The following is a 21,931-nucleotide window of genomic DNA, read 5'->3' as shown; positions in this document are numbered from 1 at the left end:
TTGGGCCTTTGTAAGAGCGATTTCTCGGATGATCTGCTCTTGGACTGCCTCCAGTACTAAAAGGCGCCGCAAAGTAGCACTCGGACGTTCCATACAGGCACCTACACGCGAACATATGTTCTGGTTATGCGCTCCGCTCAGGTGTATACTAAAAACACGAACATAAGTTCGTGGGTGATGCAGAGTGACAAGGTAAAAGGGATGACATTACTGGAATTTCAAAGAAGTGCGATGCAGGAATGTGATGCGAATTACCGCTTAGCGGGTCTTGTTGAGATGGACGACGCCTATTTTGGTGCCCCCAAATCCGGTACAGATGGACGAGGAGCCACAAAACAAGGTGTCGTTGTAGCGCTTCAGACCGATCCCGACGGGAATCCGCAGTTCGCAAGGATGAAAGTCATTGAACGAGTTCTGCTACCGATTCAACCGGCGACAAAATCCGAAGGAATGGTTTGGGAGATTGCTCAATGCATGCGTTTCTGCAATTCCAACCAAGGTGTCCTAATCAGAGCGCGTGATCAGAACATATGTTCGCGTTTTGGCGAGGTGTTCTCATATGAAATATGCGCTGTTTGGGCAGGGAGAAGGCGTTCGCGCAGCCTGTGCGCATCCGGTTTGGGCCAGTGTCCGTCAGGGCATTGTGACGGACGCTTCTGTTTCCGCGCGAATGCGGGGGATCCGGCCGGGGATGCGGCAGGCGACAGCGGAAGCACTGGTTTCGGATGTTGTCTGCTGTCCGGAATCGGCGCAGCCTGAGCCCGTGATGGAAGCCGTGTGGCGCACCATCTGGAAATTTTCACCGTGGCTGGAGACGGTTAATCACGACGCGTTTTTCCTTCAGATGCCCGGGAGGGCGGCACCGCTCCGGGAAGTGCGGCTGCTTCTTCAGCAGCTGGATGGCCTCTTGTCCGATGAACAGCGGGTGCGTACTGGCTTGGCGGAAACACCCTTCCTGGCGCGGGCGTTGGTGGAGTGGAGCCGGTGGGAACGGGTCCCAGCAGCCTTGTACCGAAAGGCGGGGCGGCAGCAGTTGATTGTCTCGCCGGGCATCGCGGTGGAAGTACAGGCTGCCGCTGGACGACAGCCCGCTGCCAGCCTGCGGTTTGGCGCCTGGATTGGGCGGCTGCCGATACAGGCGATGTGGCTGCTGCCAGAACAGGCACGGACGGCCTTGCTGCAGTTTGGGGTGAGGCGGCTGGGCGAACTGACGGAAGTCGGCGCGGACCGGCTGCGCAGGCATTTCGGCAAGGAGGCTTTTGGCTGGCTGCACCTGTTGCAGCCAGATGCGGCCCAGACCGTGCGCGTGAATTATCCGCCCCCGGAGCGGGCTGAGACATGGCGGGCCAATGTGGATGAGCCGGTCGACCGCCGGCACTTGCCCGCGCTGGTGGAGACGCTTGCGAGTGCCCTGTCGATGCAGCTGGAGCGGGCGGAGTTGGGAGCGCTCGCCATCGGCGTTCGGTGGGAAACGGATGCCGGCAGCGGGGGGTTTGAACGCCTGATGAAGCGGCCGACCTGGCGCCGGGAGACGATTCTGGCACAGTTGGGGCAGGGGCTCGAGACATGTACAGAATCGCGGCTGGAATCGGTGACGGTGTACGGGCGTGATCTCCGGCCGTGCTCGTCCATCCAGCTGCGGTGGGAAGTGCGGGATGGCGCGCTGATGCAGGCGGATGGCACGGTGGGGGAGAACCTTCGGAAGCTGGTGGGCCAGGTGAATCGGAAGTACCCAAACGGGATTCGCATCGGGATGAGGCCGGGATTTCGTGAACTTCGCCTGCAGGCGGTGTTGGGGACGGGCACGGGGTCAGCGGTGGGTGCGGTGTTGGGAACGAGGGCAGGCGGCGCGCCGAATGGAACGGTGCATCGGCCATGACGCGGATCGTCCGGCGCCAGGTGGAGGCAGCTGCGGAAACGAGCGGCAAGCTGCTGTGGTTTCGCGACGACCAGGCGGTGCGGTTTGTCGTGGACATCATCGACACCTGGTCGGAGATGGGCGCGTGGTGGAACGGAGAGGGGGAGCGGCACGTGCAGCGCGTGCTGACGGATGACGGCGGCGTGTTTGATGTGGAGTCGGCGGACGGCCAGTGGTGGCTCTACCGCGTGTGGGACTGATGGGGAAAGGGGGCTTGGCTGTGTTTGTGCACTTGCACTGTCACTCACCGTTCTCGTTTCTGGACGGCGCATCTTCGATTGAGTCTCTGGTGGCGCAGGCGTCGATGCAGGGGATGGCTGCGCTGGCCTTGACTGACCACAATACCATCGCCGGGCTGCCCTCGTTTCACCGCTGGGCTGCCAGTTATGGCATCAAGCCGATTTCCGGCGCGGAACTCACGTTGGAAGACGGCAGCCACCTGACCGTGCTGGCGGAGACGCCGCAAGGGTATGAGAACCTCTGCCGCCTGTTGACGATTGCGCATGAAGGGGAGGTGCGGCGGCGCGATCCGCGGGTGCCAGATACCGCCCTGCTCACGCACACACCGGGGCTGATTGTGCTGTCCGGGTGCCGCCGGGGACGGATTGTCCAGCACCTTCTGCACGGCCGGTTTGAGGCAGCCAAACGGGTGGCCTGCCTGTTTCGGGACGCGTTTCCCCGCTCGTTCTACATTGAATTACAGGGGGACGACTACCCCGGCACGCACCGCCTCAACAAACGGCTGGCCGAGCTGGCGAACGCGTGCGGTGTCCCGATTGTCGCCGCCGGCAATGTCCACTATGCGACGCCTGCGCAGGCCCCGGTGCACGACATCCTCACCTGCATGCGCGTGGGCTGTGACATCCGCACGCCGCATGCGGATCGGCCGCTGAATTTTGCCCAGTTCCTGTTCGACGCCGACGAGGCGGAGCGAAGGTTTGCGCCTTGGCCGCGGGCCATGGCGAATACCCTTCTCATTGCGCAGCGCTGCCAGGTGGTGCTGCGCCTGGACGAGGCCGCGTTTCCAACGTTCGATTTGGGGCAGATGGCGCAGCTGGACGCGGCCGCCGCCGGGCAGGCTGTTGCGGGGCGGACCATTGCGGGGCGGACCACCGCCGGGCAGGCCGCCGTTCCCCCGCAAAATACGGCCCAATTCCTGCGTGATCTCGTCTACCAGGGCGCCGCCGAGCGGTATCCGGCGGTCGATGCGGCGCTCCGTGAGCGGCTCGATCACGAACTGGCCATCATCGAACGGCTTGGCTATGTCGATTACTTCCTCGTGGTCTGGGACATCGTGAACTTCGCGCGCAAGCGGCACATCCGCTGTGCCGGGCGCGGGTCTGCGGCGGACTCGGCGGTTGCGTACTGCCTCTACATCACAGACGTGGACGCGGCGGGGCGGGGGCTCTTGTTCGAGCGGTTCATGAGTCTCGAGCGGGCGGAGAAGCCGGACATCGACATCGACTTCGACAGCCGCCGCCGCGACGAAGTGATGGACTATGTGTACCGAAAGTACGGGCGCGATCACGTTGCGCGCGTCGCCACCTACCAGACGTTTCGCGGCCGCTCGGCCATCCGCGAGGTGGGGAAGGCGCTCGGGATGCCAGCGCAGTTGCTGGACACGCTGGCCAAGCGGGTGCCATGGGGGGCACACGCCGACGGCCTTGAGGGGCTGTTCGACCGCGTCCCGGAGTTGAAGGAGCTCGCCCGCTTCCGAAAGCAGCTGCCGTGGCTGTGGAAACTGTCCGCGCACATCGCCGGGTTTCCGCGGCATTTCGGGATGCACGTGGGCGGCGTCGTGATCAGCCGCAGGCCGCTCTTGCAAATCACCTCACTGCAGCCGTCCGCCAAAGGGGAGCTCATCACGCCGTTCGACAAGGATGCGGTGGAGGACGTGGGCCTCGTGAAACTCGACTTGCTGTCGCTGCGCACCATGTCGGCGGTGGACGACGCGATTCGCCTGCGCGCGCGGCAGGGGGAGGTCATCGACTACGACCGCATCCCGCTTGACGATGCAAAGACGTTTGAAATGCTTGGCACGGGCGACACGATTGGCGTCTTTCAGCTGGAGAGCCCGGCGCAGCGGGCGCTGCAGGCACGGCTGCACCCGGAGGGGCTGGAGGACATCGTGGCCAGCGTGGCGCTGATTCGGCCGGGGCCCATCAAGGGCAACATGGTCGATCCGTTCCTGGAGCGCCGCCGCGGGCAGGCGGCGGTGTCGTACCTGCACCCGAAGCTGGAGCCTATCCTCGGCAAAACGTACGGGGTGGTGCTGTTCCAGGAGCAGGTCATCGAGATCGCGACCGCGATCGCCAACTTTACGCCTGGCGAAGCGGACCAGCTGCGGCGTGTGATGAGCCATGCCCGGTCGGCCGCGGAGATGGAGAAAATCGGCCGGAAGTTTCTGGAGAAGGCTGCGGCGGCCGGGGTCGATCCCGAAGTGGCCGCCACCATCTTCTCGTATATTCAGGGGTATGCGAGCTACGGGTTCTGCGAGGCACACGCAGCGGCGTTTGCGGTTACCGCCTACAAGACGGCGTACCTCGTCAAACACTACCCGGCGGAGTTTTTCGCGGCGATTCTCAATCAGTACCCGATGGGCTACTATCCGGTCCACGTGATTTGCGCGGAGGCCCGCCGGCGCGGCATCGCGATGCTTGGCCTCGATATCAACCGCAGTGAGTGGGGGTGCACGGTGGTGACGGGTGCCGGTACGCCGGGCGCAAAGGGAGCCGCGGGGGCCGGCGAAGCCCAACCGCAGCCGGCCATTCGGCTGGGGTTTTGTCTGCTGAAAGGGTTTCGGCAAGCGACGGCGGAGGCCCTGTGTACGGAGCGGGCTGCGCACGGCCCCTTCCGCTCCGTACCCGATGTGCTGCGCCGGGTGCCTTCGCTTGACCGCTTGATGACAGAGCACCTGATTCGCGCAGGGGCGTTCGACACGCTGTATGCCGGCAAACGCCGCAGCCTGCTGTGGGAACTCCCGGTGTGGATCGCGGAACGAAACCTGCCGGCAGAGACACTGTTCACGCAGGCGGAAGCGGACGGCGGACCCGAGTTCTCGCTGGCCGAGCGCCTGGCGGATGAGTATCGTCTAGTCGGCGTGGGTACGACGAGGCACTGGATGGACCTGTTCAGGCCCTGGGCGCGGGCCGAGGGGTATGTGGCCGCGGAAGACGTGGGCGCGTTCGAGGACGGAGCGCTCATCGCGATCGCGGGATTGGTGGTTCGGCCCCATCGCCCGCCCACCAAGAGCGGGAAGACGACCGTGTTTTTCACCGTGGAGGATGAGACAGGGTTTGTCGATGCCACCATGTTCGAGGCGGTCTACCATGCCTGCGGCGCCATTCTGTTCACGCCCTATGGCCGGTTGGTTGGTGTCGAAGGGCACGTACAACGGCGCGGCGGCGGCAAGCCGCAGCTCATCGTCACACGGGTATGGCCGCTGGCCACCCTCTAGCGCTAGAATAGAACCTGCCCAATCGGGTGCGTCACACGACACAGGCTGCAGTATGCAGGAGGATTTTCATGAATTTTCCAGTGGAAGCCGCGGTCTACGAACCGCCGAAATCGACAGCGCCCAAGACAAACCCAAGGGCGGCGGTCCAACGCATCGGACAGCTGACGGTCGGGCTTGCGGCGATGCAACAGCTGCTCATGCTCTGCGTTGGCATCGTGATCGACCATTTTCAACATCACCGCATCCTGTGGCGAGGGCTGTTCATCCAGAATTTGTCGCAGTGGGACAGCGGGTGGCTGCTTCAGATTGCTCAGCACGGCTATACCGATATCGCGCACACGGCTTTCTTTCCGCTATACCCTGCGCTCATCTGGCTGCTGCACCTGGCGACGGGCATCGGCGATACGGTCTGCGGACTGCTCCTTTCGCTCGCGTCTTTTCTTGTTGCGCTGTTTGTTTTCGGCCTCTGGGCGAATCAACAATTTGGCTGGCGCACCGCTTGGCTCGGCATGACGCTGCTGGCGCTGTTTCCGACAGCCTTCTTTTTCCGCGCCGTTTACACAGAGTCGCTGTTTTTGGCGCTGTCTGTCCTCGGCGTCTACGCGTCCAGCCGAGGGCGCTTCGGAACCGCAGGGCTCTGCGTTGGACTCGCTGCGCTGACACGCAACACGGGGATTTTTCTGACGGTCATTTTGCTGTTCGACTATGTGGCTGACAGAGGGATCGGCTGGCGGTGGTGGACACGCGCCTGGTGGGCCGGCCTCAATCTGCGCGCGTTGCGTTTGGCGGTTCCGGTGGTATGCCTTGCCGCCTACCTGGTCTGGCTGAAAGTGCACACGGGCTACTACCTGGCCTTTACGCATGCGGAAAAGCTGTGGAACCGCACCTACATGGCACCGTGGGAGACGCTGTGGCGTGCGCTGGTCCAGTTGACGCATCCGCACGGGGGAGCACTCCTGCCGTACCACGCACTCGAGTTCCTGTGCTGGCTGCTGTTGCTGCTGGGGTTCCTGGCGGGGCTTCGCTTTGCCCGGTCTTCGGCACACCAGCGCGGAACCCTCATCTACTTCCTGGCCTTTCTTTGCATCGTGACCGCTACGCCCGCCGGCACGGGACCCGGCCAGCAGAATTGGGACTACCTGCTCAGTGTTCCGAGATTCGACCTGGCGATGTACCCGATGTTCGCCTATCTCGCGCACCGGCTTCGTTCACGCACCGCGTGTGTCTGTGCTGTCGCTGTCAGTGTCCTCGCATTCTGCGTCGTGTATGGTTCGTTTTGTGCGGGGAGTTTTATCGCGTAATAGGATTCCGGGAGTGTGCAGCCACCGTCTCCGCACGGGTATGCGACAAAAAGCAGCATGATCTACATTGTGTCGACGATTCTCACTGTTCAACAGTTAAAATCCAATTGATTTATCTGATATATCCGTGATAATCTGAGCCTGTACTGAAAAACCTTCAGGGAAAGGAGAGACTTCATGCAATCATCAGGGGGGTTCAAAAGGAGATTAAACCTACTTGATCTGACACTGTTGGGACTCGGGTCAATTATTGGATCCGGTTGGCTGTTTGCAGCCAACGAAGCGTCGATTTTTGCTGGTTCCAACGCGTGGATCTCTTGGCTCATCGGCGGCGTCGCTTTTATTCTTATCGGACTGGTTTATGCCGAATTAGGCAGTGCGATGCCCCGAGCCGGTGGATTTGTTCGGTATCCGCAGTACACACACGGGACGTTGGTGGGCTACCTCATTGGGTTCACCGCGATGCTCGCCTATTCAAGCGTTGCTGGTATTGAGGTGGAAGCCGTACGAGGATACGCCGCGACCTGGCTGCCGGCGCTCGGCACCAAGGCGCAGGGCCCGACGTTCTGGGGCTTTGTGGTCGAAATTGCACTTTTGGTGTTCTTCTTTTTATTGAACTACTGGAGCGTCAACGTATTCGGAAAGTTCAATACGGTCATCACTGCCATTAAGTTCTTGGTTCCGCTGCTCACCATCGTGGTTCTGTTCACGCATTTCCATGGCTCAAACCTGGCTGTTGGCGGTGCGAAACCCGGCGGTACGGCGGGTGTCTTCCAGGCGGTTTCCATGTCTGGTATCGCGTTTGCCTACCTTGGTTTCCGTCAGGCGGTCGACTTTGGTGCAGAATCCAAACGGCCGCAGCGCGATATTCCGTTGGCCATTATCTTCGCCATCCTGCTGGCAACGCTCTTGTATCTGTTGCTGCAGTTTGCGTACCTCGGCGCGGTACCGCACGGTCAGTTGCTGAAAGCCGGCTGGGCAGGCTTGACGTTTACGCAGGCGCCTTATGCCGAATTGGCACAGTCGCTCGGCGCTTTGTGGCTCATGAACGTCATCTTCGTCGACGCCGTGATTTCACCCTCCGGTACAGGGAACATTTACCTTTCTGGCACGACGCGTGTACTGTTTGCATGGGCTCGCACAGGCCTGTTCTACACCTGGTTCCGGAAGGTGGATGCTCGCACCGGCATTCCGCGTGGCGCACTTTGGCTCTCGCTGTTGTTGTCCATTGCATGGATTTTGCCAGCACACCAGAGCTTCTGGTCTGGCTTGGTGGGTAACGTGACATCCGCGACCGTCTTGACCTACATGGTAGGCCCGATTTCATTGGCTTCCCTCCGCAAGACGGCACCGGACATGGAGCGTCCGTTCCGCTTAGGCGCGATAAGCATCGTTTCACCACTCGCCTTCATCGCGGCTTCGCTCATCATTTACTGGAGCGGTTGGACCACCAACTTCGAAATCATTGGGATGGTGCTGGCGTCGCTGGTCCTGTACTTCGCCTTCATCGATCGTGAAGGTACGCGGAACCGGCTCAAGTCCGACTGGAAGACGGGCGCATGGTTGGTTGTGTACTACGTCTTCATGCTTGTCGTCTCGCGGCTTGGCAATTATCAACTGCCGACAGGCGCGAAGCCTGTCCTGCCGAACGGCGTGGACGACCTCATCGTGGCCGTTGGCGCGCTCATCATCTACTACTGGGGTGTCAACAGCGCGATGAAGAAGCCCGAAATTGACACAGATGATGAGGAAGTACTGGCCGTCAATGCGGCAGACGTATAAGTGAGGCCGCGTTCGACGAACCACTTCCTGGTTTTCTAAAAACCGGATTCTATTCAGGGATTGCACAAGTGCCGCCCCTCAGCAGTTTGATGCTGAGGGGCGGTTGATTATGAGGGTGAGGAAAGCCACTTGAAAACCGGGGAATTCCTCAAAGTGTGATGGGATGTAAACCATCGAAAACAGGAGCGCCGTGCTGGTTCATGGAATTCTAAGGATACGCGCGAATCCGGTTTGGCCAGCCGAGGTTTGAGGTGTTTCCATGTCGAGCAAGCGTTTGTCCCATCTGCGTTTGTCCCATCTGCTTTTGGCACTGCCGGTTCTGCTGGCGTCCGGCTGCGGCGTTGCGTCTGCCGGCGAGACCAGCCATACACCTGCCCCCGTCACCGACAAAGGGATGACGCTGGACTGGGGGCAGGACGTCAAGGCATCTGCATTGAAACTCATTGAAAGTGCACAGCACGTGTGTTATCTGGATATGTACGAGCTGTCCGACACGGATATTTTGAACGCCCTGTCAGCGGCGCGGCGGCGCGGTGTCGATGTGCGTGTCATTGTGGATGCCACGGAGCCCCACTCGCAAAAGACGGGGATGCCCACCCTGCAGCACGACGGCGTGCCGGTAGAAGCCTTCAACGTGCCTCGCGGCATCTCGCACATCAAAATGCTGATTGCGGACGGCACTGTGCTGATTGGCGGCATGAACTTTGGCGCTCAGAGCTGGAACAACAACGACGCGTCGGTCGTGATCGCCAATGCGAACTCGTCCTTTATCGCCCTGTTTCGCTGGGATTGGCAGCGCGCCGCGGGTCAGCCCGCGCCAGCACCTGGCTATCAGCTGCCGCTGATTGACGACCGGCAAACGGAGCAGGTGGTCGAGCAGGCGATTCAGCAGGCGACCAAACGGGTGTCCTTGGAGGCCTTCGATTTGTCCGATCACGGCGTTTTGTCGGCACTTCTCGCGGCTTGCCAGCGGGGTGTGCAGGTTGAGGTGCTGCTGGACCCGTCGCAGTCCTACAACCGCAGCAGCGCTGATGCGCTCAAAGCGGCCGGGGCTACGGTTCGTTACTATCAGCCGTACAACGGGGAACTGATGCACGCGAAAATTCTGGATGTGGACGAGGGCAAGGTATTTCTCATTGGCAGCGCGAATTTCAGTCACCAGGCGTACACATACAATCATGAGGGCGATGTAGAATTAAGAGACGTTCCGCTGTTTGATGCTGCCTTTCAGCAGAACCTGTCCGCCCAGCTTGCGCGCGGCTCGGACTCTCCGTCCGCGACGAGCAGGCAGGAGTTTTAGCGAGACTGGTGCCATGCGCGGCACCGCCATTCGCACGAGATGATGGCCGTTCGCGCATGGAGCAAACGAAGGAAAGGAAGTTATGGAAGCCGCACGACCCCGTGTGGAGCCGCTTGAAGGAGGTCGCACTGTGCCGGCGCAAAGCAGTCAGGCGTGGCAATCAAAACTGGACGAGCAATTTGTCACCTGGTCGCGCGCCCTGTGGGGGCATGCCCCCTGGCTTGACGCTTTCGCCGCCGTCGTGGCAAAGTGGACGCCCATCGTGATGCTGCTCGTCATCACGATGGCGGTCGCGGGGGTTGGGCTCACGCCCGCCGAACACCGCACCGCCGGCGCAGGCGGCATCTGCTCGGTCGTGGCGGCGATGCTGGCGCGGGTTGTGAACGAGCCCATTTCACGCTGGGTCGACCGCGAGCGGCCCTTTGAACGAGACGTTTTTCCAGCCTTGGTGTGGCATGAACCAGGAAAGGCTTTCCCGAGCAATCATGCCACCGGGGCTTTCGCCCTCGCGGTGGGGATGGGGCTGGTGCCCGGATATCGGGACATTCTCTACGTGCTCGCCATCCTCTTGTGCCTGTCCCGTATCTACGGAGGGTTACACTATCTCACGGACATCATCGGCGGCGTTCTGCATGGTACGCTGGTGGCGATGGTGATCCGGCTGGTCATCGGAGGTGCCGCATGAACGACCATATGAACAGCGCCGGGGAATTCGCCGACAAGGTTGTGATTGTGACGGGCGGGGCGCAGGGCATTGGTGCTGCTGTGAGCGCGGCGTTCGGGAGGGCGCGTGCTGCCGTCGTGATCGCCGATGTGGATGAGGAAGCGGGCCGCGAACACCTGCTGCGCCTGCAGGCTGCGGGGACGCGGGCCATGTTTGTTCGGACGGACGTCTCCGCCGAGGTGGATGTAAAGCGGCTGGTGGACGAAGTCCTGCGGTCCTTTGGGCGGATCGACGTTCTGGTGAACAATGCGGGCGTGTTTGATACAAAATCTATTCTGGAGCGCACGGTGGAGGAGTGGGACCGTATCATCTCCATCAACCTGCGCGGGCCGTACATGATGGCGAAATACTGCGCCCCGGCGCTGATGCAGGCCAACCCGGGGGTCATCATCAACATGGCTTCGACGCGGGCGCTCATGTCCGAACCAAACACCGAGCCGTACAGCGCGTCCAAGGGAGGCATCGTGGCCCTCACCCACGCGCTGGCGGTCAGTTTGGGACCCAAAGTTCGCGTGAACGCGATTAGCCCTGGGTGGATTGAGGTTCGGGATTACCAGAAGTCGAGCAAGCGGGAGCGTCCCGTTCATACACCTGGCGATCTCGCCCAGCACCCGGTCGGGCGTGTCGGCAACCCCGAAGACATTGCTGAATTGTGTTTGTATCTGGCGAGTCCGCGTGCTGGTTTCATGACTGGCACCAACCTGGTGGTGGATGGCGGGATGACCCGAAAAATGATTTACGAGGAGTAGCCACACGCATGAATGAATTGTTCATACTCGGTGAATTAATGAACAGCCCGATGCACGGGTATCTGCTGCATCAGATTTTGAACGCCATTCTCGGGCCGACACGAAAAATCAGCTGGGGCGTGCTGTATCCCCTCATTCACAGCATGGTTGCAGACGGGCTTATCGAGCAAGTCCCGGATGAAGAAGCCGCCGGTGTCAAGCAGGGCAGAGGAAAAAAGAAAAAAATGTATCAGATATCAGAGGAAGGGAGACTGCGTTTCTTCCGCTTGATGGAAGAACCGATTCCGTATTCGCCTGAGTATGAGCTGCACTTTTATGTGAAATTGAAGAACTTCGAACTGATTCCGCGAGAACTACAGTACTTGATTCTGCACCAGTACAAGGATTATCTGCGGTATGAAATTCGCCATGAGGAAGAGCGAATTGCGGCCGCGAGCCAGGACGACCGGATTCCCGCTGGGGAGCAGAAGTACATCCTCATCTTTTTCCGGCATCGGCTGGAGAAGCTCCGTTTCGATGAACAATGGGTTTTGCGGTTAATCCATGACCATCGAATCCATGGCGAGTCGGTGGAACGGGGGTGAGTACGAGCGCTTTCACCTGCGGGCCAATCGACCTTCGTTCCGTCGGGTTCCCGGCCATTGGCCAGCAGGCGGCTCATGCGACGGCGGCATCCATTACCGGCTGCGCACGAGGTACAGCGTATTCCCATCGGGGTCGTTGAAGTGGACGACCTGAGCTGCCTCGCCGTCCACAGGGTCGTGGAATTCGACGCCGCGGGATTTGAGGGTCTCCATGGCGGCCGACAGAGACTCGACCTCAAAGCCAATGGACATGCTGCCCGAAGGCGCAGGCGTTGGACCTTGCTCTCCCTCGATATGCAGGAGTCCAATGGTGAGCCCAGGCGCTTGCACTTGTGCAAAGTGGCCTTCGAATTCGTCGAGCAGCTTGAGCCCCAGGGTTTCGACGTAAAACTGAATCGCCCTCTTCATGTCCGCTGTCATGACGGTAACATTGGCACTTTTGAACACGGACCTTCCCTCCTTTTATTTTTATCTTATCCTCATCACAATTATATCACAAAGATATAAAAACAAAATATATGTAAGGAGCGTGTCTATGCTGTGAGCGTGTCTATGCTGTGAGCGTGTCTATGCTGTGAGCGTGTCTATGCTGTGAGCGTGTCTGTGCTGTGAGCGTGTCTGTGCCAGGGGCGTGTCTGTGCCAGGGGCGTGTCCAGTCTGGACCAGACAATGCGCGGCAAGAACAGTGCACATGGAAATAAAAGTGCATAGGAAGAAATGGGTTCGCGCAACGTACAATCATTGAATCGGCAAAGGGGTGCGCAACTGCATGAAAAGGGTGATGCGGCTGGGGCTGGGTGTGGGCGTGAGCGCTCTCTGTTTGGCGGGGACGATGTGTGTCACGGCGCCCACGTACGCGAATCCGGCCACACACATAACGCTCCGCGATGGACAAATTACGCCTGCCGCCTTCACCGCCAAAAGGGGAAGCCTGGTGGAAATCGAGGTCGTCAACCGGGGGACCAAGCGGCACAACCTGGTGATTCCCGACTTTTATATTTTTACCCAAAACCTCAATCCCGGCGAGGACGTCACCGCCTCGTTTCGGCCAGACAAAACCGGAACCTTTCGCTATTACTCCGATGTGAACGGCCAACCAGAACCCGGCATGCAGGGTACGCTCACGGTCACGCCATAAGGTGCTGCCGCACGTGCGTTTGGAGCGGTCATCCAGCAACGTTCCATATCGAGTTTTATGACCGCTCGCGCTACAATGGATATGAATCACGGATGTCAGATCATTGGAGGCGCGAAGCGTTGCCGGAAATGCGTGTGGAAAGCAAGTGGAATGGAAAACGGCACTTCGAATCCCTGGGTCCGTCGGGGCACGTGGTGCACATGGATGCGAAAGTTGACGACGGCGGGGACGATCACGGCAACCGCCCCATGGAATTGCTGCTGATGGGGTTGACGGGATGCACCGGGATCGACGTCACCATGATTCTCGAACGCATGCGCCAGCCGCTGGAATCGCTGAGCATCGCGGCTGAGGGCGTGCGCAGGGAGGAGTACCCACAGGCCTTCACCGAGATTCGTCTGACGTACACCATGACGGGCGATGTCCAGCCGGCCAAAGCCTGGAGGGCCATTCACCTGAGCGAAGAAAAGTACTGCTCCGCCTCTGCTTCTCTGAACGCACACATTGTGCCGCGTCTGGTGCTGAACGGGGTGGAGGTTCCGCCGATGCGAAAAGAGGAAGGTGCTGAGTCCGCGGAGGAATAGCGGGCATGGCGGCCAAGGAGGGCGGGTCGCGAAGGACGGCTGCGGACGCTCCTCGGACGGCTGCGGACGCTCCTCGGACGGCCGCAGGATGGGCCGCAGGCCCCCGGGGTTCAACCGGGAGGCCACTGCAGCTGTCGTCCGCCAACCAGGTGGTAGTGCAGGTGATGCACGGTCTGTTGGCCGTGGAAGCCGATGTTTGTCACGAGGCGGTAGCCGTCTTTCGCGACGCCGACTTTTTCCGCCACCTGCTGGGCTGCCAGGTGGATGCGTCCAATCAGCTCCGCATCTTCGGGCTGAATGTGGTGCGCGGACGGGATGTGTTTCTTCGGAATGAGGAGCACGTGCACCGGGGCCGTCGGCCGGATGTCCTGAAACGCCAGCACATCGTCGGTTTCGAGCACTTTTTCGGACGGAAGTTCGCCTTTCACGATTTTGCAGAACAAGCAGTCCTCCATCAAACCACTCCGATCGCGAGGGTGTGTAAGTCTCGTTCCATCATCCATGATACATTGTCCCGCTGGGAGGGGGAAGTCCATGTCCACGGTAGGCTACTTGAACGGTACGTTTGTCGATCCCGAGCGCGCACTCATCCCCATTGACGAACGCGGCCACCAGTTTGGCGACGGCGTCTATGAAGTGCTGCGCGTCTACAGCGGCCGTCCCTTTTTGCCGGAATGGCATTTTGAACGGCTCCGCCGCAGTTTGCGTGCCATTGGCATTGAAAATCCGCACACGGACGACGAATGGATGCAGCTGATGAACGAAGGCATTCGCCGGAGCGGCGAACCGGAGTCCCTGGTGTACCTCCAGGTAACGCGGGGAATTGCACCGCGCGGCCACTTGTTTCCCGCCGCCAAGCCGTCCGTCAGCATGACGATTCGCGCGTTTCAACCTGCCGAGCCGAATCCGTCGGCCAGCCTGCTCTGCTTGCCGGATGAGCGGTGGGCCAACGTGTGGATCAAGACACTGAACCTGTTGCCGAACGTGATCGCCAAGGAAATTGCACACCGTGCAGGTGCCAATGAGGCTCTGCTGGTCCGCAGCGGCTGGGTGACCGAGGGGTCCAGCAGCAATGCATGGTTCGTGCGGGACGGCGTGCTTTGGACAGCGCCCGCGAACCGGTACATACTGGGCGGTGTCACGCGGCGGTTTGTGCTGCACCTGGCGCAGACCCTTGGGTTGGAAGTGCGTGAACAGGCGATCGCGGTGGATGACCTGGGCACGGTCGATGAGGTGTTCATGACCGGGACAACGACCGAAATTGAGCCGATTGCCTGCGTGAAAGTCGATGCGGCCATGCGCCAGGCGCTGCACGAGCTGCCTGCGGACGCCGAAGAGGTCATTGTCCGGGCGGTCGAACGCCCTGTGACCGTGTGGGAAGGCCCGGCACCTGGGCCGGTGACCGCACGTCTGCAGGACGCGTTCGCACAGGAGATCCGCCGTTTCCGGACGTTCGCGTGAGGGGGGAGCGCGGGGGGAGGTTGGGCGAGAGGTTGGGCGAGAGGTTGGGCGAGAGGTTGGGCGAGGCGAAGCTTGCCGTGGCCGGACCGCCGCTAAGGAAGGAAAGGTGCCTAAAAGGCCGGGATCTTATGGCATGGCCGACGGGTTAGGGTAGCAAAGGTGCCTAAAGCGGAGGAGGCCCGGCCCGCTTGCGGTTGCCGAGGGCAGGAAAGGCTCCCTAAAGTGGCCGGACCGGCCGCGCCGGAGCGCCGCTAAGGAAGCAAAGGTGCCTAAAGCGGAGGAGGCCTGGCCCGCTCGGGGCTGCCGAGGGAAGGAAAGGCTCCCTAAAGTGGCCGGACCGGCCCTGCCGGACCCCCGCTAAGGAAGGAAAGGTGCCTAAAGCGGAGGAGCCCCGGCCCGCTCGGGGCTGGCGAGGGAAGGAAAGGCTCCCTAAAGTGTCCGGACCGGCCCTGCCGGACCCCCGCTAAGGAAGGAAAGGTGCCTAAAGCGAAGGAGGCTCGGCCCGCTCGGGGCTGCTGAGGGCAGGAAAGGCTCCCTAAAGTGGACGGTCCGGCCGCGCCGGACCCCGCTAAGGAAGCAAAGGTGCCTAAAGCGAAGGAGGCTCGGCCTGCTCGGGGCTGCTGAGGGAAGGAAAGGTGCCTAAAGCGGAGGAGGCCCGGCCCGCTTGCGGTTGCCGAGGGAAGGAAAGGCTCCCTAAAGTGGCCGGTCCGGCCCTGCCGGACCCCCGCTAAGGAAGGAAAGGTGCCTAAAGCGAAGGAGGCCCGGCCCTGCCGGACCGCCGATACGGCAGAATCATGAATCGGGACTGGTCAATTTCAGCGCGGTTTGGTATGATAAACGCAGAATCTACCGACTGGTCGGTTCGGCACACGGTGTTCGGCACACGGTGTTCGGAGCTCGGTGTTCACTGCGCCGCACACGGCACAGCACTCCGCGTTCAGCGCTTGCGCTTAGCGGTTCAGGCTGCGCGACATTCGTGGTACGAACCGGTGATCAACGTTACGAAGCATATGAGGGCAAGGTTTATTAATTCAAGGTTTAGCTGTTGATTCGACGCTCGGCCCGTCTCCAAGCTGCGCCCTGGTGCCGCGCGCTCAACATGTGCCGCGCGCCACACGATGCGCGCTCAACATGTGCCGCGCGCCACACAGTGCGCGCTCAATACGTGCCGCATCTGCACAATGCGCGCTCAACGCGCGCCGCACAACGCGCACCAGGCAAGGTGGCACAACCGTGCACCGGCCTTCGGTTCGGACCGGCATCAACTTTCTCGAAGCGCCTTCGCACTTCGGGAGCACAAGGGATAGGGAGGTAACAGTGTGACTCGTCAAATTCGGAAAGCGGCTGTACTAGGCGCTGGTGTCATGGGCGCGGCGATTGCTGCGCACCTGGCGAACGTCGGGATCCCGGTTTTGCTGCTCGACATTGTGCCGAAGGAAGTGACGCCGGAGGAAGCGGCGAAAGGTTTGACATTGGATTCGCCGGCGGTGCGCAACCGATTCGCGAATCGCGGGTTGGAAACCGCCAAAAAGGCAAAGCCGGCGGCGTTTTATGCGGCTGAGGATGCGCAGTTGGTCCAGACTGGCAACATCGACGACGACCTCGGCAAGCTGGCAGCCTGCGACTGGATCATTGAGGCGGTCGTCGAAAACCTCCAGGTGAAGCAGCAACTGTTCGAAAAGGTTGAGTCTGTGGCGCACCCCGATGCCATTGTGAGCTCCAACACATCTGGGATTTCCATCACCGACATGGTCAAAGACCGCTCCCCTGCGTTTCGCAAGCGGTTCCTCGGGACGCATTTCTTCAATCCGCCGCGCTACATGAAGCTGCTTGAAATCATTCCGGGCCCGGATACGGACGCGGAAATTCTCGATTTTATGCGCGGCTTTGGCGAACGCGTGCTCGGCAAAGGCGTGGTGTTTGCGAAGGATACGCCAAACTTCATCGCGAACCGCATCGGCACGTACGGACTGCTGGCAACCTTGGAAGCCATGAAGAAGCATGGCCTCGGGGTGGACGAAGTGGACGCCATCACCGGACCGGCCATGGGGCGCCCGAAGAGCGCAACCTTCCGCACCCTCGACCTCGTTGGCCTGGACACATTCGTACACGTGGCCAAAAACGTGGAGGCGTCCGTGACGGAGGCGTGGGAGAAGGCAGCGTTCGCTGTCCCGGCCTTCATCGAACAGATGGTCGCCAATCGCTGGCTGGGTGACAAGACCGGCCAGGGCTTCTTCAAGAAGGAGCGCTCGGCGGCAGGCAAGGAAATTCTGGCGCTCGACCTGGACACGCTCGAATACCGCCCGCGCAAGAAACTGGATTCCAAATCTCTCAAGGCTGCGAAAAACGCGCCGACGGTTGAGAGGAAGATTCAGACGCTGGTGTACGGAGAGGATGTCGCCGCCCAGTTTGCCTGGGATGTGCTGAAGAAGGCACTGCTCTACACCGCCCAGAAGCAGGGCGAAATCGCGGACGACATTGTCGCTGTCGACAACGCTATGAAGTGGGGCTTCAACTGGAAGCTGGGTCCCTACGAAACCTGGGACGCCATCGGCGTGCGCAAGTCGGTCGAACGGATGCGCGCAGAAGGCGAAACCATTCCTCCGTTTGTCGAAGAACTGCTGGCCGCGGGCTATGAATCCTTCTACCAGCGCGAGAAGGGCGCCGCGCCGAAGTTTTACGTCGGCAAGTCCGAGTTTCGGACGGTGGACGAAGCCAAGGAGAAAATCAGTCTCGCTCGCTTGAAGGAAGCCGGCAAGGTGGTGTTTCGAAACACCGAGGCCAGCCTGATTGACATGGGCGACGGCATCGCCTGCCTTGAGATTCATTCGCTGAAGCAGGCCGTGACGCCCGGCGTGATCGAAATGGTCTACAAAGCCGCAGACGAAGTGGAAGCCAATTGGGAAGGGCTTGTGATTGGGGCGCAGGAGGACTACTTCTGTGTCGGCGCCAATATTCTGCTGATGCTGATGGAGGCGCAGCAGAAGCACTGGGATAACCTCAATGAAGCCGTCGACCAGTTTCAGAAGGCCATGATGCGGCTCAAATATATGAACAAGCCCGTGGTGGCTGCGCCGTACGGCATGACGCTGGGCGGGGGCGCGGAGATCTGCTTCCCGGCGGATCGCGTTCAGGCTGCGGCGGAAACGTACATGGGCCTCGTGGAAGTGGGCATTGGCCTGATTCCAGGCGGGGGCGGCAACAAGGAAGTGCTGATTCGCGCTGTGGAGAACGTGCCCGGCGACGTCGGCGAGCGGTTGGACGCGTTTGTGCGCAAGGCCTTCGAAAACATCGGCACCGCGAAGGTTTCGATGAGTGCCAAGGAAGCCAAGAAGATGGGCCTGCTCCGGTTGGCGGACGGCATCAGCGTGAACGGGGACTATCAACTCCATGACGCGAAACAGGTCGCACTGGGGCTGGCTCGGGCCGGGTACCAGGCGCCGCAGCCAAAGCGCATTCCCGTCGTGGGCGAGGCTGGCGCGGCACTGCTCAAAGTGGGCGTGTACCAGATGAAGATGAGCGGGTACATTTCCGATCACGATGAGAAAGTTGCACACCACCTGATTCGCGTCCTCACCGGCGGCAATGTACCGCGCGGCACGCTGGTGACAGAACAGTACCTGCTCGATCTCGAACGCGAAGCGTTCCTCAGCCTGATTGGCGAAGAAAAGACGCAGGCGCGCATGCAGCACATGCTGACGACTGGCAAGCCGCTGCGCAATTGACGGGACAGAGCGGCCGAGCGGCTGGACCGCCGCACAACAGCCGACACGCCTCGCATAGACAGGCGATGGGTGCGATTCATGAAGGAGCGACATGCACTGCCCCCACGCATTTCAGATGCCTGGCGGCAGTAAGGAGGGGAAGTTCGTGAGAGAAGCAGTGATTGTAGCAGGCGCACGGACGCCGTTCGGCAAGGCGCCGAAAGGGACGCTGAAAAATACACGGCCTGACGACCTGGCTGCGCTGGTAATTGATGAAGTCATCAAACGCACACCCGGCGTGGAAAAGGAAGAAATTGAAGATGTGCTGATGGGGTGCGCGACACCCGAGGCCGAGCAAGGCATGAACCTGGCGCGTATCGCCGCGATCAGGGCGGGACTGCCGACCTCCGTGCCCGGCGTGACCGTGAACCGGTTCTGTTCCTCCGGCCTGCAGACGGTCGCGATGGCGGCGCAGCAAATCATGACCGGCATGGCGGATGTGCTGATTGCCGGCGGCGTGGAATCGATGAGCATGCTGCCCATGGGGGGCTACAACATCGCGCCGAACCCGGAGCTGGCAGAGCGCTATCCAGCGGTGTACCTGGGCATGGGACAGACCGCCGAGCAGGTGGCGCAGCGGTTTGAGGTGAGCCGGGAAGACCAGGATGCGTTCGCGCTGCGCAGCCATCAGCGTGCGGCGGCCGCCATCCGGGACGGAAAGTTCAAGGACGAGATTGTCCCGGTCACGGTCAAGGAAACGTTCGTGACGGACGACAACCAAGTGGTTTCCCGGGAAAAGGTGTTCGACACCGATGAAGGGGTCCGTCCGGACACATCGCTGGAAGCGCTGGCCAAGCTGCGTCCGGTGTTTTCGGTGAAGGGGACAGTCACGGCCGGGAACTCGTCGCAGACCACAGACGGTGCGGCGGCTGTGATGGTCATGTCCGCCGAGCGGGCACAGGAACTCGGCCTCAAACCCATCGGCGTGTTCCGGTCGTTTGCTGTGGGCGGCGTCGACCCGGATGTCATGGGGATTGGTCCCATCGCGGCCGTACCCAAGGCCTTGAAACTGGCTGGACTGACGCTGGACGACATCGACTTGATTGAGTTGAACGAAGCGTTCGCTTCACAGGCGCTGTACGTCATCCGTCACCTTGGCATGGACGAAGAGAAAGTGAACGTGAATGGCGGCGCCATTGCACTCGGACACCCGATGGGTTGTACCGGCGCCCGTCTGACGATCACGATTTTGAACGAACTGGCCCGCCGCGGCGGCCGCTACGGCCTCGTGACGATGTGTGTCGGGGGCGGCATGGGCGCAGCTGGTATTTTCGAACGCGTGTAAGAACTTCGCGTGTCAGAACTGGGAGAGAGGATGAGTCGAATGGCAACCGAGGAAAAGCAAATTACGAAGGGCGCCGCGTTTCTGATTGAAGACGCTGACCCGAGTCAGGTGTTCACGCCGGAGGATTTTACCAAAGAGCACCTGATGATTGCCGAAACCACCCGCGCCTTTGTCGAGGGCGAAGTGATTCCGCACCAGGAAGAATTGGAGCACCAGGATTGGGAACTGACCGTCAAACTGCTGCGCAAGGCCGGTGAACTTGGACTGCTGGCGGCGGACGTCCCGGAAGAGTACGACGGACTTGGGGCTGACAAAGTCACGTCCGCGCTCATCACGGAATACATTACCCGCGGCGGCTCCTTTGCGCTCAGCCACGGGGCGCACGTCGGGATTGGGTCGCTGCCGATTGTGTTCTTCGGCAACGAGGCGCAGAAGAAGAAGTACTTGCCGAAGCTGGCTTCCGGTGAATGGATCGCGGCGTATGCCCTGACGGAGCCTGGTTCTGGTTCGGATGCGCTGGGCGCCAAAACGACAGCGAAGCTGTCCGACGATGGCAAGTACTACATCCTGAACGGCGCAAAGCAGTTCATCACCAACGCTGGGTTTGCCGATGTGTTTGTGGTGTATGCAAAGATTGACGGCGAGAAGTTCTCCGCATTCATTGTGGAACGGAACTTCGAAGGGGTATCGACGGGGCCGGAGGAAAAGAAGATGGGCATCAAGGCCTCGTCCACGCGTCCGCTCATTCTGGAAGATGTCAAGGTGCCAGTGGAGAACCTGCTGGGCGAGCCAGGCCGGGGCCACGTGATTGCCTTCAACATTCTCAACATCGGCCGCTATAAGCTGGCGGTGGGTTCCGTCGGCGGCATGAAAACGGCCCTCGAAATGGCGGTCAAGTATGCCAATACGCGCAAACAGTTCAAGACCGCGATCTCCAACTTCCCGCTGATTCAGCAGAAGCTGGCGGACATGAACATCCGCACGTATGTGAGCGAAAGCATGGCCTACCGCGCGACAGGCGACATTGACAAGCGCTTGGAGGCTGTGGAAGACAGCACGGACGGCAAGGCCGTTGCGAAAGCCATTGAGGAATATGCGCTGGAGTGCTCGGTCGAGAAAGTCTTCGCGTCTGAAGCCCTCGACTTCGTCGTCGACGAGAATGTGCAGATTCACGGCGGATACGGGTTTATCCAGGAGTACGGCGCAGAACGTGCCTACCGTGACTCCCGCATCAACCGGATTTTTGAGGGGACCAACGAGATCAACCGGCTCATCATTCCGGACACCCTGATGAAGCGCGCCATGAAGGGCGAATTGGCCCTGCTGCCAGCGGTGCAGGGACTTGACCTGTCCGGTTCGTTTGAAGAACCTGCTTCCGACGAGCCCCTCGCGCACGAGACACACCTGTTGTCGCTGGCCAAGAAAGTCTTCCTGTTTTCCGCCGGCAACGCCGTTCAGAAGTACATGCAGTCGCTGAAAGACGAGCAGGAAATTTTGGCCAACATCGCGAACATCGTGATCGAAATCTATGCCATCGAAAGCGCATTGCTGCGCACGAAGAAGGCACTGGCGAAGGGCGCGAACGCCGACAACAAGGTCGACATGACGCAAGTGTTCACGCAGGAAGCGTTTGACCGCATCCGCTCGAACGCCCGCAGCATCTTCGCCGCAATGGAAGAAGGCGAGAAACTGCAAAAGCGGCTGGCGCTGCTGGATAAAATCACCCACTACACACCCGTCAACAGCAAGGAAATCAAGCGCCGCATCGCAAAGCGTGTGATTGAGGCGGAAAAGTATCAGGCGTAAGCGGCGCAAACCGCAAGAACCGCAAGGAATTTTGCAGACGAAAGAGGGGGCCCGTTGCGTGCGGGATTCCCCTCTTTT

Annotated in this window: 17 protein-coding genes; 15 read left to right on the top strand and 2 right to left on the bottom strand. The window is 60.6% G+C overall.

Annotated features, from left to right (window positions below):
* Positions 1-559: 559 nt before the first annotated feature.
* The 9 genes from JI721_RS02580 to JI721_RS02540 all read left to right on the top strand — a co-directional run bounded on the left by JI721_RS02580 (position 560) and on the right by JI721_RS02540 (position 11,815).
* Entirely contained in the window at positions 560-1,879 is a 1,320-nt protein-coding gene (locus tag JI721_RS02580) for a Y-family DNA polymerase (RefSeq protein ID WP_274456519.1), read from the top strand.
* Positions 1,876-2,118 carry a hypothetical protein gene (locus tag JI721_RS02575; protein WP_274456518.1) on the top strand — a complete coding sequence of 81 codons (243 nt, stop codon included), beginning with the start codon at positions 1,876-1,878 and terminating at the stop codon, positions 2,116-2,118. The genes JI721_RS02580 and JI721_RS02575 overlap by 4 nt, the downstream gene beginning before the upstream one ends.
* A gap of 20 nt (positions 2,119-2,138) precedes the next feature.
* On the top strand, positions 2,139-5,375 hold the full coding sequence (locus JI721_RS02570) for a DNA polymerase III subunit alpha (protein WP_274456517.1): 3,237 nt from the start codon (positions 2,139-2,141) through the stop codon (positions 5,373-5,375).
* A gap of 68 nt (positions 5,376-5,443) precedes the next feature.
* On the top strand, positions 5,444-6,676 hold the full coding sequence (locus JI721_RS02565; protein WP_274456516.1) for a mannosyltransferase family protein: 1,233 nt from the start codon (positions 5,444-5,446) through the stop codon (positions 6,674-6,676).
* 177 nt (positions 6,677-6,853) lie between these two features.
* Positions 6,854-8,458 carry an APC family permease gene (locus tag JI721_RS02560; RefSeq protein ID WP_274456515.1) on the top strand — a complete coding sequence of 535 codons (1,605 nt, stop codon included), beginning with the start codon at positions 6,854-6,856 and terminating at the stop codon, positions 8,456-8,458.
* A gap of 259 nt (positions 8,459-8,717) precedes the next feature.
* The gene (locus JI721_RS02555) at positions 8,718-9,758 is read left to right on the top strand and encodes a phospholipase D-like domain-containing protein (protein ID WP_274456514.1); all 1,041 of its coding nucleotides are present in this window, start codon (positions 8,718-8,720) and stop codon (positions 9,756-9,758) included.
* A gap of 130 nt (positions 9,759-9,888) precedes the next feature.
* Positions 9,889-10,443, top strand: a complete 555-nt coding sequence (locus tag JI721_RS02550; protein ID WP_274456513.1) for a phosphatase PAP2 family protein — start codon at positions 9,889-9,891, stop codon at positions 10,441-10,443.
* The gene (locus JI721_RS02545; protein WP_274456512.1) at positions 10,440-11,231 is read left to right on the top strand and encodes a glucose 1-dehydrogenase; all 792 of its coding nucleotides are present in this window, start codon (positions 10,440-10,442) and stop codon (positions 11,229-11,231) included. The genes JI721_RS02550 and JI721_RS02545 overlap by 4 nt, the downstream gene beginning before the upstream one ends.
* 8 nt (positions 11,232-11,239) lie before the next feature.
* Positions 11,240-11,815 (top strand): PadR family transcriptional regulator, encoded by a 576-nt coding sequence (locus tag JI721_RS02540; RefSeq protein ID WP_274456511.1) that lies wholly within the window; start codon positions 11,240-11,242, stop codon positions 11,813-11,815.
* A 93-nt stretch (positions 11,816-11,908) separates the two neighbouring features.
* Here JI721_RS02540 and JI721_RS02535 read toward each other — a convergent pair whose 3' ends face one another.
* Positions 11,909-12,262: a VOC family protein gene (locus JI721_RS02535; RefSeq protein ID WP_274456510.1), complete on the bottom strand. Its 354-nt coding sequence runs from the start codon at positions 12,260-12,262 to the stop codon at positions 11,909-11,911.
* 322 nt (positions 12,263-12,584) lie between these two features.
* Here JI721_RS02535 and JI721_RS02530 point away from each other — a divergent pair, with 322 nt between their 5' ends.
* Positions 12,585-12,953, top strand: a complete 369-nt coding sequence (locus JI721_RS02530; protein WP_274456509.1) for a cupredoxin domain-containing protein — start codon at positions 12,585-12,587, stop codon at positions 12,951-12,953.
* A gap of 128 nt (positions 12,954-13,081) precedes the next feature.
* On the top strand, positions 13,082-13,537 hold the full coding sequence (locus JI721_RS02525) for an OsmC family protein (protein ID WP_274457620.1): 456 nt from the start codon (positions 13,082-13,084) through the stop codon (positions 13,535-13,537).
* A 110-nt stretch (positions 13,538-13,647) separates the two neighbouring features.
* Here the strand turns inward: JI721_RS02525 and JI721_RS02520 are convergent, their stop codons facing one another.
* Entirely contained in the window at positions 13,648-14,040 is a 393-nt protein-coding gene (locus tag JI721_RS02520) for a histidine triad nucleotide-binding protein (protein ID WP_274456508.1), read from the bottom strand.
* 31 nt (positions 14,041-14,071) lie between these two features.
* Here JI721_RS02520 and JI721_RS02515 point away from each other — a divergent pair, with 31 nt between their 5' ends.
* The 4 genes from JI721_RS02515 to JI721_RS02500 all read left to right on the top strand — a co-directional run bounded on the left by JI721_RS02515 (position 14,072) and on the right by JI721_RS02500 (position 21,853).
* A complete protein-coding gene (locus JI721_RS02515; RefSeq protein WP_274456507.1) occupies positions 14,072-14,998 on the top strand; it encodes an aminotransferase class IV in 927 nt (308 codons plus the stop codon).
* Between the two features lie 1,319 nt (positions 14,999-16,317).
* Positions 16,318-18,723, top strand: coding sequence for a 3-hydroxyacyl-CoA dehydrogenase/enoyl-CoA hydratase family protein (locus tag JI721_RS02510; RefSeq protein WP_274456506.1), 2,406 nt, complete (start codon positions 16,318-16,320; stop codon positions 18,721-18,723).
* A 145-nt stretch (positions 18,724-18,868) separates the two neighbouring features.
* Complete coding sequence (locus JI721_RS02505) at positions 18,869-20,047, top strand: acetyl-CoA C-acetyltransferase (protein ID WP_274456505.1); 1,179 nt, start codon at positions 18,869-18,871, stop codon at positions 20,045-20,047.
* A gap of 30 nt (positions 20,048-20,077) precedes the next feature.
* Positions 20,078-21,853, top strand: a complete 1,776-nt coding sequence (locus tag JI721_RS02500; RefSeq protein ID WP_274456504.1) for an acyl-CoA dehydrogenase family protein — start codon at positions 20,078-20,080, stop codon at positions 21,851-21,853.
* The last annotated feature ends 78 nt before the right edge of the window (positions 21,854-21,931 follow it).

The sequence above is a fragment of the Alicyclobacillus cycloheptanicus genome (assembly GCF_028751525.1).
Lineage (GTDB): Bacteria > Bacillota > Bacilli > Alicyclobacillales > Alicyclobacillaceae > Alicyclobacillus_L > Alicyclobacillus_L cycloheptanicus.
The sequence above is the reverse complement of the archived record's forward strand: the minus strand, read 5'-3'. Positions and strand labels throughout refer to the sequence as shown.

Excerpts from the sequence above, each read along its gene's own strand:
- JI721_RS02500 (WP_274456504.1), top strand. The coding sequence starts at position 20,078 with ATGAGTCGAATGGCAACCGAGGAAAAGCAAATTACGAAGGGCGCCGCG.
- JI721_RS02565 (WP_274456516.1), top strand. The coding sequence starts at position 5,444 with ATGAATTTTCCAGTGGAAGCCGCGGTCTACGAACCGCCGAAATCGACA.
- JI721_RS02520 (WP_274456508.1), bottom strand. The coding sequence starts at position 14,040 with ATGGATGATGGAACGAGACTTACACACCCTCGCGATCGGAGTGGTTTG.
- JI721_RS02560 (WP_274456515.1), top strand. The coding sequence starts at position 6,854 with ATGCAATCATCAGGGGGGTTCAAAAGGAGATTAAACCTACTTGATCTG.
- JI721_RS02555 (WP_274456514.1), top strand. The coding sequence starts at position 8,718 with ATGTCGAGCAAGCGTTTGTCCCATCTGCGTTTGTCCCATCTGCTTTTG.
- JI721_RS02575 (WP_274456518.1), top strand. The coding sequence starts at position 1,876 with ATGACGCGGATCGTCCGGCGCCAGGTGGAGGCAGCTGCGGAAACGAGC.
- JI721_RS02515 (WP_274456507.1), top strand. The coding sequence starts at position 14,072 with ATGTCCACGGTAGGCTACTTGAACGGTACGTTTGTCGATCCCGAGCGC.
- JI721_RS02530 (WP_274456509.1), top strand. The coding sequence starts at position 12,585 with ATGAAAAGGGTGATGCGGCTGGGGCTGGGTGTGGGCGTGAGCGCTCTC.
- JI721_RS02525 (WP_274457620.1), top strand. The coding sequence starts at position 13,082 with ATGCGTGTGGAAAGCAAGTGGAATGGAAAACGGCACTTCGAATCCCTG.
- JI721_RS02540 (WP_274456511.1), top strand. The coding sequence starts at position 11,240 with ATGAATGAATTGTTCATACTCGGTGAATTAATGAACAGCCCGATGCAC.
- JI721_RS02545 (WP_274456512.1), top strand. The coding sequence starts at position 10,440 with ATGAACGACCATATGAACAGCGCCGGGGAATTCGCCGACAAGGTTGTG.
- JI721_RS02580 (WP_274456519.1), top strand. The coding sequence starts at position 560 with ATGAAATATGCGCTGTTTGGGCAGGGAGAAGGCGTTCGCGCAGCCTGT.